Source organism: Arthrobacter sp. Leaf141 (assembly GCF_001424565.1).
In the GTDB taxonomy this organism is placed as follows: Bacteria; Actinomycetota; Actinomycetes; order Actinomycetales; family Micrococcaceae; genus Arthrobacter.
The window spans coordinates 352-13,673 of sequence record NZ_LMOL01000006.1; the positions used below are offsets into that span (position 1 = coordinate 352).

General features: G+C 65.4%; 13 protein-coding genes and 1 tRNA gene. 11 read left to right on the forward strand and 3 right to left on the reverse strand.

Annotated elements, in window-relative coordinates:
- Positions 1-506: 506 nt before the first annotated feature.
- From ASF72_RS06935 to ASF72_RS06950, 4 genes are all read left to right on the forward strand, one after another.
- The gene (locus ASF72_RS06935; RefSeq protein ID WP_050684777.1) at positions 507-926 is read left to right on the forward strand and encodes a DUF3052 domain-containing protein; all 420 of its coding nucleotides are present in this window, start codon (positions 507-509) and stop codon (positions 924-926) included.
- Positions 923-1,414: a peroxiredoxin gene (locus ASF72_RS06940; RefSeq protein WP_050684776.1), complete on the forward strand. Its 492-nt coding sequence runs from the start codon at positions 923-925 to the stop codon at positions 1,412-1,414. The genes ASF72_RS06935 and ASF72_RS06940 overlap by 4 nt, the downstream gene beginning before the upstream one ends.
- 1 nt (position 1,415) lies before the next feature.
- Complete coding sequence (locus ASF72_RS06945; protein WP_056597509.1) at positions 1,416-2,336, forward strand: NAD-dependent protein deacetylase; 921 nt, start codon at positions 1,416-1,418, stop codon at positions 2,334-2,336.
- Between the two features lie 102 nt (positions 2,337-2,438).
- Positions 2,439-2,514, forward strand: a tRNA-Val gene (locus ASF72_RS06950).
- An 80-nt stretch (positions 2,515-2,594) separates the two neighbouring features.
- Here ASF72_RS06950 and ASF72_RS06955 read toward each other — a convergent pair.
- Entirely contained in the window at positions 2,595-3,944 is a 1,350-nt protein-coding gene (locus ASF72_RS06955; RefSeq protein ID WP_056597512.1) for a hypothetical protein, read from the reverse strand.
- 105 nt (positions 3,945-4,049) lie between these two features.
- Here ASF72_RS06955 and ASF72_RS06960 point away from each other — a divergent pair, with 105 nt between their 5' ends.
- The 3 genes from ASF72_RS06960 to ASF72_RS06970 all read left to right on the forward strand — a co-directional run bounded on the left by ASF72_RS06960 (position 4,050) and on the right by ASF72_RS06970 (position 6,908).
- On the forward strand, positions 4,050-4,340 hold the full coding sequence (locus tag ASF72_RS06960) for a hypothetical protein (protein ID WP_050684773.1): 291 nt from the start codon (positions 4,050-4,052) through the stop codon (positions 4,338-4,340).
- Between the two features lie 288 nt (positions 4,341-4,628).
- Entirely contained in the window at positions 4,629-5,426 is a 798-nt protein-coding gene (locus ASF72_RS06965; RefSeq protein ID WP_056597514.1) for an IclR family transcriptional regulator, read from the forward strand.
- Between the two features lie 132 nt (positions 5,427-5,558).
- Positions 5,559-6,908, forward strand: a complete 1,350-nt coding sequence (locus ASF72_RS06970) for an MFS transporter (RefSeq protein WP_200933629.1) — start codon at positions 5,559-5,561, stop codon at positions 6,906-6,908.
- A 70-nt stretch (positions 6,909-6,978) separates the two neighbouring features.
- Here the strand turns inward: ASF72_RS06970 and ASF72_RS06975 are convergent, their stop codons facing one another.
- Complete coding sequence (locus tag ASF72_RS06975) at positions 6,979-8,043, reverse strand: D-2-hydroxyacid dehydrogenase (RefSeq protein WP_050684770.1); 1,065 nt, start codon at positions 8,041-8,043, stop codon at positions 6,979-6,981.
- A gap of 67 nt (positions 8,044-8,110) precedes the next feature.
- On the opposite strand from ASF72_RS06975, the gene ASF72_RS06980 reads away from it, so the two are divergent.
- The 3 genes from ASF72_RS06980 to ASF72_RS06990 are packed head-to-tail and all read left to right on the forward strand — an operon-like array spanning position 8,111 to position 10,859.
- A complete protein-coding gene (locus tag ASF72_RS06980) occupies positions 8,111-9,040 on the forward strand; it encodes an NAD(P)-dependent oxidoreductase (RefSeq protein ID WP_056597518.1) in 930 nt (309 codons plus the stop codon).
- Entirely contained in the window at positions 9,037-9,807 is a 771-nt protein-coding gene (locus tag ASF72_RS06985) for an SDR family oxidoreductase (RefSeq protein WP_050684768.1), read from the forward strand. The genes ASF72_RS06980 and ASF72_RS06985 overlap by 4 nt, the downstream gene beginning before the upstream one ends.
- Complete coding sequence (locus tag ASF72_RS06990) at positions 9,807-10,859, forward strand: L-idonate 5-dehydrogenase (protein ID WP_056597520.1); 1,053 nt, start codon at positions 9,807-9,809, stop codon at positions 10,857-10,859. Before ASF72_RS06985 ends, ASF72_RS06990 begins: the two co-directional genes overlap by 1 nt.
- Before the next feature lie 16 nt (positions 10,860-10,875).
- On the opposite strand, the gene ASF72_RS06995 is transcribed toward ASF72_RS06990, so the two are convergent.
- Entirely contained in the window at positions 10,876-11,601 is a 726-nt protein-coding gene (locus ASF72_RS06995) for a FadR/GntR family transcriptional regulator (protein ID WP_050684766.1), read from the reverse strand.
- A 203-nt stretch (positions 11,602-11,804) separates the two neighbouring features.
- On the opposite strand from ASF72_RS06995, the gene gndA reads away from it, so the two are divergent.
- Positions 11,805-13,241, forward strand: coding sequence for an NADP-dependent phosphogluconate dehydrogenase (gndA, locus tag ASF72_RS07000; protein ID WP_056597522.1), 1,437 nt, complete (start codon positions 11,805-11,807; stop codon positions 13,239-13,241).
- Positions 13,242-13,322 lie beyond the last annotated feature (81 nt).

A 13,322-nucleotide genomic window follows, 5' to 3' on the forward strand; every position in this document is an offset into this window, starting at 1 on the left:
CAGTCTCTTCCGGATCACGATCAGGCAGCTGGTTAGTCAACCCGCTGAGGATATGGGAGGTATCTTCTCCTGCAGCCACGTCCAACCTCTCTTTGCGCGCATGAACGGCGCACTCAGGCCAGGCAGGGTGACTGCCCGGCGTACATACGCCGTGTGCGACGTATTCGGTTACAACAGCCCGGTCATGTGTGCCGGGCAGGGTCCTAGAGCTCCTATCCCTGCTGCGGAGTTACACGGTTGTTGTCCGGCAGGCATAGATGTCACCAGCCACTCTAGCCCTGACCGTAACCCGATGCGTAGCCGCGCCCTGGGCACCCCGGTTGTATTTCGCCGTCATACTGGTTGTGTGACTAAAAGCCGCTGCGAAGCGGGGTGAAGGTCCCCGATGTGACGCAGAATATGTGCCGCGACGGGGCCGGCAGCTTGAAGAGCAGGCACAAAGGGTGTTGGCTTGGAGTAATGGAAATCACTATGCAGACTGCATACATGAGGCATTGGAGGTACACGTGAGCGAGGCCGACGCCGCCACTTCGGTAAATGTGGCGGAAAAATTGGGTTTCAAGACTGGGGATCTGATTCAGGAGTTCGGTTACGACGACGACGTCGATTTCGACTTACGTGACGATATCGAGGACCTCACGGGGTCTGAGCTGCTGGATGAAGACGATCACGAAGTTGCTGACGCCGTCATCTTTTGGTGGCGTGCTGGCGATGGCGATCTTGTCGACAGCCTGATGGACTCGTTGACCACGCTGAGCGAAACCGGAGTTGTCTGGGTCCTGACGCCAAAGTCGGGCCGGGACGGGTACGCCTCACCGGCAGATATCCAGGAAGCCGCCCCCACTGCAGGTCTGCACGTCACCACGTCAGCCGGCGTTTCCAAGGACTGGAGCGCCACCCGGCTGGTGAGCAGGAAAAACAAGTGAGCATTGCGCTGGCCCCCACCGCTGAAGTTCCTGCGGTGGGCAGCACAGCGCCGCCCTTTGAGCTGGTCAATCAGTTCGGCGAGCCCGTCCTGTTGCAGGATTACCGGGGCCGGACTGTGGTGCTGGTGTTTTATCCTTTCGCGTTCTCGGGCATCTGCACCGCGGAGCTTGGTGACCTCCGGGACAATGCAGCCGCCTTCGAGGCGGCCGGGGCCGCCGTGCTGGCGGTGTCCGCGGACAGCAAGTTCAGCCTGCGCGCTTACGCCGAGCAGGAGGGTTTCGGCTTTGACCTGCTCTCGGATTTCTGGCCGCACGGCGCAGTCGCCAGCGCTTACGGCGTTTTCGACCCTGCCAGCGGCATGGCCCGCCGGGGAACGTTTATCATCGACCCCGGCGGAACCATCCGGTACTCGGTGCTGAATCCCAGGGGCGTGGCGCGGGACGTGGGCGCCTACCTCGCGGCCCTGGCCACGCTGGCCGGGTCCTGACATGGCAGAACCACGGCCCCGGATCGGACTGACCGGGTTTGCCAGCAGGCCGCCCGTCCCCAATGCCGGCCCGTCGGCGTCGGATCTTCCGGGCCTTGAGACTGCCTCCGGTCTACTGGCGGGACTGCGTCTTGCCGTTCTCACCGGCGCCGGCCTCAGCACTGACTCGGGCATCCCGGATTATCGGGGCCCGGACTCGGCACCACGCAAGCCCATGACGTATCAGGAATTCACCAAGGATGCGGCAAACCGCCGGCGCTACTGGGCCCGGAACCATATCGGCTGGTCGCACCTGCGCCATGCCGACCCCAACGAGGGGCACTTCGCCCTTGCCAGGATGGAGCAGCGGGGACTCCTCACCGGCCTTATCACCCAGAACGTGGACCGGCTGCATGAAGATGCCGGCAGCACCAACGTCGTGGACCTGCATGGCCGGTACGACCGCGTGGTCTGCCTCGACTGCCACCGGAACTACTCCCGCCAGCTCCTGGCCGGGATGCTGACGGAGCTGAACCCGGACTTCCTGGCCCAGGCACTCGCCGCCGATGTGGTGGAAATCGCGCCTGACGCCGACGCAACAGTCGAGGACGACGCGCTCATCAGCACCTTTGTGGTGGCCGTATGCCCTGCTTGCGGGGGAGTGCTGAAACCCGACTTTGTGTACTTCGGCGAAAACGTGCCGAAAGACAGGGTGGAGCGTTCCTACGCCATGGTGGACGACGCCGAAGCCCTGGTGGTGGCGGGCTCGTCGTTAACTGTCATGAGCGGCCTGCGCTTCGTCCGGCACGCTGCCAAGGACGGCAAGCCCGTCGTCATCATCAACAGGGGCGCCACGCGCGGCGACGACAAAGCCACCCTCAAGCTCGAGTCGGGAGTCAGCGAATCGCTGACCTGGCTGGAGAGCGAACTTCCCACCCCCTGACCCCGCGGAACGCGGAACCCCTTCCGATTCGCGTTGCTGCCGGGGGTGGGGTAGAGTCTATGTTCGTTGGTCAGGGCGGCGCCGCCGCCCGGAGCATCGTTTGGGTCTTTAGCTCAGCTGGTAGAGCGCCACGTTTACACCGTGGATGTCATCGGTTCGATCCCGGTAGGACCCACCAAAGAAAACCCCGTAGTTGCAGCCTGATTGGCTGTAAATGCGGGGTTTTCCCGTTTTCCCGGTGTGCGGCCGGGGACGCCCCTAGGCTGTGTTCGCCGCCGGGGGACGTACCAGGAACCGTTCGATGGTCTGGAAGATGACGTAGTCGGGTCGTACGTCGCGGATGTAGTCAAGGTCCAGCGCGTTCTCCCACTTCATGTGGTATTCCCTGAACAGCCGCGAGAACCACCAGCCCAGGCGGGTGGGGCTTTCCACTCCGCCGAAGAAGGAATTGCCAAAAACGACCACTTTCTTATCCGATACCGGGGCACTGTTCTGCCAGATGTTATGGGACCCCACAAAGTGGCCCGGTGAATACGAATAGACGTTGGTGATCTCCTGCTCGCCCAAAGCGTCGGGCGCAGGACGGTATTGCTTGTCCCACAGCGGGACGTCGAAGAACTTGGCTGACAGGTCCCCGTCCCGGTACGTGGTTTCGGTCAGGCCGACCCCGTCAAGCCAGCGGGGGTCGCAGCCCGGGAGCCGCTCCAGCATTGCCCGTGTCATGGCCAGGGAACCGGCGGGGGAGCAATGCGTATCGTTCCGCTGCCAGGCCCCTATTTCGTTGTCCCAACCATCAAACATGCCGAGGAAATTCAGGTAGCCCGGCTTTCCTGCCATGAGTTCATCCACCCGGTTGTACAGCGGTGTGGGCCCGCTGATGGGGAGGGGCGCCAGGTGGCGGAGGGCGGTCAGTTTCTCGGGAATCATGACCTGCAGGAAAGGGATTCCCAGTTCCGCCAGGGCTTTTGCGTTGGAGTCAAGGGCCGCTTCCCACCGCTGGGCCTTCTCCTCCATGGCTGCCTTCGCCGCATCGGTGGCGGGTTCGCGGTACTGGTCGCGGAGGGCGTTGCTTCCGCCCGTCAGGAAGAGGTGCCCGTCGCGGCCCAGCTGGGCTGTGTCGTTGCCGGAGCGCATGCCCACCGGGAAGCCCAGGTAGGACAGGTCGCCGGACTTGCCCGCAGCGGCGCTTTCCCGGGCATACTTGGCCAGGCCGGACTCCTTGACCTGCAAGGCGTCCAGGATCACTTCACGGGTCCCGCTGGAATTGGCCGAAGCGGTGGTGACGAAGTCGGCCATCATCTGATGATAAGCGCGACCACCCAGCTGGACCGGGCTGCGGACGCCGTCAACGACGGCCGCCACATGGTGCGACTTCGCCAGCAGGTGATGGCTTTCGGCCGGCTCATCCAGGCTCAGCGTGAACACCCGGTTCGGCACACCCAGGGAGGCCACAACATCGGCTCTTTCGTGGCCAAACACTGCGGCGCCGGAGACCTCTCCGTTGCGGTCAAAATGCAGGGCGGGTGGTTGCCCGCTGGGGTCCACCTGGATCCACCCGGTCAGCGTGAGCTTATCCGGGGAGATGGAATCGACGTAGCCTTGGAGCATTTTCCCTCTTTACTTTCCCTGCAGCGGACCGGTCGATTCTTCCACACCGGCCGTGCCCGGCGCCTGCCGGGCCATGATGTCGGTGCCCTGCCCTAAGTTGCAGGAATGGAACACGTGATAGTGCACACGGGCAAGGATGGACGGCCCACGGCGGTGCTCAGCGGCGGCAGGGAATGGACGGTGGGTGCCGAACCTGTCAGATGGTTTGAGCGGGTGAACTGGTGGGAGCTCAACCGCAGGATGCCCAAGGGCGGCAGCCGGATCGATGTGGAGGTCCTGCAGGTCCAGGTCAGGCTGGGCCGCAATGCAGGTTCGGCGTTGACCACCATGCTGCTGCAGCGGGACGGACTCGGCGGTGGGTGGCGGCTGCGGGAGTCGGTGGCGGACGCCGCCTGAGCGGCCGAAAGCGGGGTCCTGGTGACGGGCCGCACCCGGGTCCGGGCATTGGAAACCCTCCACCGCGACTATTGGGGGATGCCGCGGTGGAGGGCCTGTGATGAATATACCGTGAACTTCAGGAAACACGAAGTTGACACGGTGTCCGACACGCAGGTGTCCCGTGGAAGCGTCTGGTCAGCCGGCAACCCACGGCCACGGCAAACCGTCCAGCCATTATGATGGTTACTGTTCAGCGGAATGAACAGTAGGACACGGTAGCTTCCGACGCCCCATCAAAGGAGAATCATGGCCGATTCCCGCACCGCCCGCCCGTCAGACGGACTTGGGAGCTCTTCCCCGGCGCCGGCAGTAACCCGGGCGGCGGCCGTCCTGGATGCCCTGGCCGCCTCAGCCACGGGGCGGTTGACCCTGAGTGACCTGGCCCGCGAGCTCGGGATCCCCAAGTCGTCCACGTCCAACCTGTTGCTGGCGCTTGAGGAGGCCCGGTTGATCAGCAGGCAGGGGGCGGAGTTCACTTTGGGGCGCAAGCTGGTGGAACTCGGCGCCGCTTACCTGAGCCGGCTGGATGAAGTCCAGGAGTTCTACCGCTATTGCGAGCAGGCCGCCACGCTGTCAGGTGAGACCGTGCGGATCGCCATGCTGGACGGTACAAACGTGATCTACCTGGCCCGTTATGAAGGCCACCCTGCCGTGCGGCTGACGTCTAACATCGGCGACCGGATGCCGGTGTCGCTGTGCGCCGTGGGGAAGGCCCTGATTGCCCGGCTCCACGACCATGACATCGATGACCTCTTCGCCGACGATGCAGACCTTCCCGTCCTCACGCCGAAATCCCTCCGGACCGGCGCCGAGCTGAAGGCCCAGTTGCTGGAAATCCGGGAACAGGGCTACGCCTTTGAAGATGAGGAATCCACCACGGGCGTGGTGTGCCTGGCCGTCGCCGTTCCCACGCGCGGCGCCCACGGGCCGAGCCTTGGCCTGTCTGTGACTGCTCTTAAGGCCACCTATACGCCCGAACAGGGCGCCCGGATGGTGAAGGAGCTCCGCGAGCTGGCCCACTCGCTGGGCAATCCCATGGGATAGCGGTGTATTTTCCTACACCCCTTGCTCATTGTTCAGCTTGATGTACTCTGTTCAATATAGTGATCAGCACAACAGGTGTGATCACTGACCCACCAGGCCAACGGAGGCCTGGAGTGTTGTGAGGGAGTTCTTGTGACAACTCGTACTAATGCACCACAGGCCGGCAGGGACGACGCCGTCGTTGACCCTGACCAGCTGCGCCGGGCAACATTGGCCAGCTCCGTGGGCTCCGCCCTGGAGTACTACGACTTCTACATCTACGGGCTGGCGTCGGCGCTGATCTTCGGCCCGTTGTTCTTCTCCCCGCTGGGGGAGAGCGGAGCCGTCATCGCCTCCTTCGCGACGTATGGTGTGGGCTTCGCGGCCCGGCCCTTCGGCGGCGTGGTCTTCGGCTATATCGGAGACAGGTTCGGCAGGAAGATGGTCCTGATTCTGACCATCGGCCTGATGGGTATGGCCAGCTTCGCCATCGGCCTGCTGCCGACGTTCGAACAGGCAGGGATGCTGGGCGCGGTCCTCCTTGTGGTGCTGCGTATCGTCCAGGGCCTTGGCGCCGGCGCCGAGCAGGCGGGCGCCACCACCTTGATCTCCGAAGTCGCGCCGCGCCGCCGTCGTGGATTCTTCGCTTCCCTGCCCTTCGTGGGTATCCAGATGGGTACGCTGCTGGGCGCCGGCACCTTTGCGCTGATGGCCCTTGCCGACAAGGAAGTGCTGCAGGGATGGTTGTGGCGGGTGCCGTTCCTGGCCAGTTTCCTCCTCATTGTTGTGGCTGTTTTCATCCGGCTCCGGCTGAAGGAAACCCCGGTGTTCCAGGAACTGGAGAAGCACAAAGCCGTGGTGAAAAACCCGGTGGGGCAGATCTGGAAGCATTCCAAAAAGAACGTCCTGGTGGGCATCGGGCTGCGCATGGGCGAGAACGGCAACTCCTCCATCTATTCGGCGCTTTTGGTCTCTTTCATCAGCATGCCGGCCGGCGTTTTCGCCGGCGACAAGTTCATCGGCCCTACCGGCCTGCTGATCGCCGCAGGCTTTGCGGCCGTTATGGTGGTGGTCTTCGGCGGTTTGTCGGACAAGTACGGCCGGGTCCCGGTCTACCGTTATGGCGCACTGTTCCAGGCCGTCATCGCACTGCCTGCCTTCTACCTCGTCACCCTGGGCAGTGTCACCCTGGTCTGGGTGGTTATGGTGGTGGGCATCGCCCTGGGTGTGCAGTCCATGCTGGGCCCGCAATGCGCCCTGCTGCCCGAACTGTTCGGCTCCCAGCATCGCTTCACCGGCGTGGCCTTGAGCCGCGAACTCTCCGCTGTCCTGGCCGGCGGCTTCGCTCCAATGATCGGTGTGGCACTGCTTGCGGCCACCAACCACTCCTGGCTGGTGCCCGCCATCTACTCCCTGGTGCTGGCATCGATCTCCTTCGCCACCACGTTTTTCACACCGGAAACCAATGGCCGCGACCTCGTCCTGGTGGAAGACGCACACTAGGACTGCAACGAAGAACGCCCGGCCCGCATCACTGCGGGCCGGGCGTTTTGTATATCGGGGGGAGTGCCGGTCAGTAGAAATGCACGGGATCAACCAGGTGCGGCAGCTCGCCGCCGGCCAGGAAGATGCCGAGGTTGGCGGAGAAGCGCTCCGCGATCAGCCGGTTTTCGGCGGCACTCAGCGCGGAAGTATGCGGGGAGACCATCACCCGGGGATGGTCCCACAGCGGGCTTTCCTGCGGCAGGGGCTCCACAGCGAAGACGTCCAGGCAGGCGTAGGAGACCTGGCCGTTGTCCAGGGCCTCGAGCAGGGCATCCTCATCCACCACCGTGCCGCGGCCCACGTTGATGAAGACCGTTCCCGGCTTCATCGCAGCGAAAATCTCCCGGCTGAAGAGGCGCTCCGTGTACGGCGTGCCCGGCAGGGTGTTGACCACGGCGTCCGCGGTGGCGAGAAGCCCGGCCAGCCCGTCGTTGCCTGCTACCTCGTCGATTCCTTCCAGCGGCTCAACGGTCCTCTTGGTCCCGCTGACCTTCATCCCCAAGGCGCGGGCCACACGTGCGGTTTCCAGGCCGATTTCGCCGAGCCCGGTGATGACCAGCCGCGAGCCGCTGACCAGCCTGGTGGGTGTCCGCAGTTCCGGCCACATCCGGTTCGACTGGTCCACCGCCAGCTCTGCGGAGCGCTTGAAGCCGTTCAGGATGCCCAGTGCGGCGAACTCCGCCAGCGGCAGGGCGTGGACGCCGGCGGAGGTGGTTACCTTGAACTTCTGCAGGCTTTCCAGGTCAAGGCCGGATGCCTTGACCGCTCCGCCGGCCCCTGCGGCCATGGCCTGGACCCATTGCAGGTGCGGGTTCTGCCGGGCCACTTGGGCCAGCCCGGCAGGGCTTTCGTTCGGCAGGCCGTAAAGGACCTGCGCCTGGTTGATCATGGCCCAGTAGCGCTCCTCCTGTTCGGGAGTGCGCCGGAAGTCCGGGTCGCCTGCGTGATCGGCCGGGAAGCGTTCCGGCGGCAGGAGGTCCGGCTGGTACAGGACGGTGACGGATGGGTGGGCGGCGCGGATGCTTTCAACCAGCTCAGCCTCGAGCGGTACGGCAATGGCCACAGTAGGCGAAGTTGTCATACTGTTCATCATACTGAATGGAGGCTAGGATATTGAACAGTTTCGCACGATTTTGGCACAACGATGTGAGGTCACCAGCATGCAGGACAACAACGTAGGCTTCGTGGGGCTGGGCCTGATGGGCCTGCCCATGGCGTCAAGCCTGGTACGCGGGGGCTGGCAGGTGACGGGATGGAACAGATCCCCGGGCCCGGTAGCGGAGCTCTGCAACCTGGGCGCCGCCGGGGCCGGGTCGGTCGCCGGCCTACGGGATCTGCCGGTGATCATTTTTATGCTTCCGGACCTTTCCCACATCGAGGACGCCGCGGCCGGCCTGCTGGCCGCCTGGCAGGCAAAGCCGCCGGAACCAGGCACCGTGCTGGTGGTCATGAGCAGCGTTTCGCCACAGCGGGTCAGGGACTTCGGCCGCCGGGTGGAAACGGCCAGCGCCGGCAACGCCGCGGTAGTGGACGCGCCGGTCAGCGGCGGCACGGCCGGCGCCACGGACGGGACCCTGGCCATCATGGCCGGCGGCACTGTTGACGACGTCGCCCGCATCACGCCCGTCCTCGCCGGCATGGGTACCACCGTCCGGCACCTCGGCGGACTCGGCTCGGGATCCTTGGCCAAGGCCTGCAACCAGCTCATCGTGGGAACCACGACGGCGGCGCTCGCCGAAGCTGCCGAACTCGCCGAGCGCTCCGGCATCGACGCCGGCGCACTTTTTGAGGTCCTGGCCGGTGGCCTGGCGGGAAGCCGGGTCCTGGACATCATGGGACCACGCCTGGTGGCCAAGGACTACCGGGTCACCGGACCCGCGAAGTTCATGCACAAGGACCTCACCTTTGTAGTGGAGTCTGCCCGGGTGGCCGGTGCGGCGGTCCCCCTGGCGGCGGCCGCCGTCGACCTCTATGCGGAACTCAAAACCCAGGGACTGGGTGACCAGGACCTGACGGTGGTCCGGCAGGCCATCTCACACCTCAGCGATCAGGCAGCCGCGCACGCGGCGGAAGGAAGCGTCACAGCATGAACGGACTTTTTGACCTCACAGGCCGGGTGGCGCTCGTCACCGGCTCCAGCCGCGGGATCGGAAACGCCCTGGCGCGCGCCCTGGCCGGCGCCGGGGCCACGGTTGTCCTCAACGGGCTGGACCCGGACCGGCTTAAATCAGCCGAGACTGCCATGGCCGGCGATTTTGCCCCGGGCCGGATCCACAGCGTGGCCTTTGACGTCACCAGCGACACCGCTGCGGCGTCCGGCGTCGCCTGGATCGAGGAAAACGTGGGCCCGCTGGACATTCTGGTCAACAACGCCGGCATCCAGCACCGCGTCCCCATGCTGGAGCTCGACGTCGCCGACTGGGAAAAAGTCATCGCCACCGACCTCACCAGCGCGTTCCTGGTGGGCAGGGAGGCCGCCCGGCACATGATCCCGCGCGGACGGGGGAAGATCATCAACATCTGCTCCGTCCAGACGGACCTGGCCCGCCCCACAATCGCCCCCTATATCGCGGCCAAAGGCGGCCTGCGCAACCTGACCCGTGCCATGACCGCCGAATGGGCAGCCTCCGGGCTCCAGATCAATGGCATAGCACCCGGCTACATCCATACCGAGATGACCCAGAACCTGGTGGATGATCCGGAGTTCAACTCCTGGATCCTCGGCAGGACGCCCGCGCACCGCTGGGGCACCGTCCAGGACCTGGCCGGACCGGCCGTATGGCTTGCCTCCGCCGGCTCGGACTTTGTGAACGGGCAAACCATTTTCATCGACGGCGGAATGACGGTGGTGGTCTGATGGAAACGCTGAACCTGCCCACTTCGGGACCGGCCATGGTGGCCTACGCCGCCGGGGACCTGCGCATCGAGGACGTGCCGCTGGTCCCGCCTGCAGCGGACCAGGCGGTGGTACAGATCCGCTACGGCGGTATCTGCGGCTCCGACCTGCACTACTGGCAGCACGGCGCGGCGGGGGAGTCGATCCTTAAAGCTCCGATGGTCCTGGGCCACGAGATCGTTGGGGTGGTGGCCCAGGCGGCCGCCGACGGTTCGGGTCCCGGCGTTGGGACGCCGGTGGCTGTCCATCCCGCCACCCCGGGCCCGGGCGCCGCCCGCTACCCGGCGGACCGGCCCAACCTGTCACCGGGCTGCACCTACCTTGGCAGCGCTGCACAGTACCCGCACACAGACGGCGCCTTCAGGCGCTACGCCACGCTTCCCTCCCGGATGCTCCGGGAGCTGCCGGCCGGCCTGGACCTGCGGACAGCGGCGCTGATCGAACCGGCCAGCGTGGCCTGGCATGCGGTGGCACGTGCCGGGGAGGTAGTGGGGAAGACCGCACTGGTGATCGGCTGCGGCCCCATCGGTGCGCTCGCCGTTGCCGTCCTCCGCCGGGCCGGGGCCGCCACGATCGTTGCCGTTGACGTGCATCCCAGGCCTTTGGAGATTGCCGCCGCCGTCGGTGCGGACAGGGTCCTGCAGGCAGGGGACACCGGAGCCATCACCGCTGTGGAAGCTGACGTGGTGATCGAATCCTCCGGCAGCCACCATGGGCTGGCTTCGGCCATCAAGGGTGCAGCCCGCGGCGGACGGGTGGTGATGGTGGGGCTTCTGCCCTCCGGTCCGCAGCCGGTGCACATCTCGCTGGCCATCACGCGGGAACTGGAACTGGTGGGCTCCTTCCGGTTCAACGACGAGATCACCGACGTCATCGGCGCCCTCGCCGATGGCAGCTTGCGGATAGGCCCGGTAATTACCCACGAATTCCCGCTGGAGCGGGGGCTCGAGGCCTTTGAGGTGGCCCGGAACTCCGCAGTGTCAGGGAAGGTCCTGCTGGATTTCGGACCGTAGCGGTCCCGGCGGGCCGTCAGCGATTGACGGGAATGAAGACCCTGGGCTGCTCGGTCCAGGTGTCCGCCATCCTTGTCATGGTCCGGCGCATGATCCGCTCCGAGCCCTCCCGGGCCGCCGCGCCATCGCCCCTCGCGATCGCCTCCGCGACATCCACATGCCACTGCAGCGCCGCCTCGTGCGGGTGGTCCGGCATCAGTCCGTGGACGGTCCTGCCCGTCAGCGTCTCGGCCACCTGGCCCATAAGGTTGGCGAACATCTCGTTGCCGGACCCGGAGAGCAGCAGCGAATGGAACGCAATGTCCAGCTCCAGGAACCGGGGCACGTCGCCGTTGTGGCCGGCGTCGCGCATGGCACGTGCCACCTGCACCAGTTCCAGCCGAAGCGGTGCCGGCGCGTTCGCGGCTGCCAGTTCGGCCGCGGCAGGCTCCACGGCCGACCGCAGTTCCGCCAGGGACCTCAACTGGGCGCCGCGGGCGTCGCTGGCCAGGCGCCAGCGGATCACCTGGGCATCAAAAGGGTTCCAGCGGCCCGCGGGAAGCACCCGGATGCCCACCCGCTTGGTGGTTTCCACCAAGCCGAGCGACTGCAGCACCCGGACCGCCTCCCGGATCACGGACCGGGAAACCTTGAGCTCCACCTCGAGCTGCTCAGCGAGCATCACGTGTCCGGCAGGCAGCTCACCGGAGATGATGCGGGTGCCAAGATTCTCGATGGCACGGTGGTGCAGGCTGCTGGTCATGGCCTCCAGCCTAGTGCGGTCTGCTCCGGCGGCAGGCTCCGGCCGGGACCGCCTGCGACACAATGGGTTCCATAACGTGGGCGTTACTTCCCTGTTACCGGATGAATATATATGCTTTATTACGACCCTTGGATCTGCGAACGCACTTCTGCATCCGGAAACCGGCCTTCGCATCCGTCGCACAGTACAAATTGGAGTTTTAGATGTCTGCACACATCGGTGTCACCGGCCTCGCGGTGATGGGCGCCAACCTCGCCCGCAACCTGGCCCGCAACGGCTTCACGGTGGCCCTGCACAACAGGTCCGTCGAAAAGACGGACGCGCTTCTGGCCAAGCACGGCACGGACGGCGAGTTCATCCGGACCGAAACCCTGCAGGAACTCGTCGATTCGCTGGAAAAGCCCCGCCGGGTCCTGATCATGGTGAAGGCCGGCAAGCCGGTTGACTCTGTCATCGAGCAGCTCGAACCGCTCCTGGAAGCAGGCGACATCATCATCGACGCCGGCAACTCGCACTACGAAGACACCCGCCGCCGCGAGGCTGCACTGGCCAAGAAGGACCTGCACTTTGTAGGCGTTGGCGTCTCCGGCGGCGAAGAAGGCGCCCTCAACGGCCCCTCCATCATGCCGGGCGGTTCCAAAGAGTCCTACAAGGCCCTGGGCCCGCTGCTGGAAAAAATCTCCGCCAAGGTCGATGGCGAGCCCTGCTGCGCCTGGGTCGGCACCGACGGCGCCGGCCACTTCGTCAAGATGGTCCACAACGGCATCGAGTACGCCGACATGCAGGTCATCGGCGAAGCCTTCGACCTGCTCCGCTCCGGTGCGGGCATCGAACCTGCCGAGCAGGCCAAAATCTTCACCGAGTGGAACAAGGGCGAACTGTCCTCCTTCCTGATCGAGATCTCCGCCGAGGTCCTGGGCCACGTGGACGCCAAGACCGGCAAGCCGTTCGTTGACGTTGTGGTGGACGCCGCAGGCCAGAAGGGCACCGGCCGTTGGACCGTCATCTCGGCCCTGGAACTCGGCTCGCCGGTCTCCGGCATCGCCGAGTCCGTGTTCGCCCGCGCACTGTCCTCGCAGGCCGGCCAGCGCAAGCTGGGCCAGGAACTGCTGGCAGGCCACGAGGCCAACGTCGAAATCCCGGAAACCTTTGTGGAGGATGTCCGCCAGGCGCTTTACGCCTCCAAGCTGGTTTCCTACGCCCAGGGCCTGGACATGCTGACCTCCGCCGCGAAGGAGTACAGCTGGGACCTCAAGCTGGACGAGATCGCTTCCCTGTGGCGGGCCGGCTGCATCATCCGCGCCGAGCTGCTCAAGGACATCACCAAGGCCTACGCCGCCGAGGACAAGCCCGCCAACCTGCTGTTCGCCCCCGCGTTCACCGAAGCGATCGCCGGTGCCCTGCCGGCATGGCGCCGCGTGGTGGCCACCGCGGTGCAGCTGGGCATTCCGGTCCCCGTGTTCTCCTCCTCGCTGGCCTACTACGACGGCCTGCGCCGCAAGCGTGTTGCAGCAGCCCTCATCCAGGGCCAGCGTGACCTCTTTGGCGCCCACACCTACGGCCGCGTCGACTCCGAAGGCACGTTCCACACCCTCTGGGGCGAGGACAAGTCCGAAATCGAAGCCGTGGACACACACTGACGTCCCCGCGCTGAAACACCAAGGGCCGGCAGTTCCGAAACGGAACTGCCGGCCCTTGGCCGTTAAAGTCCTGACCGGGTT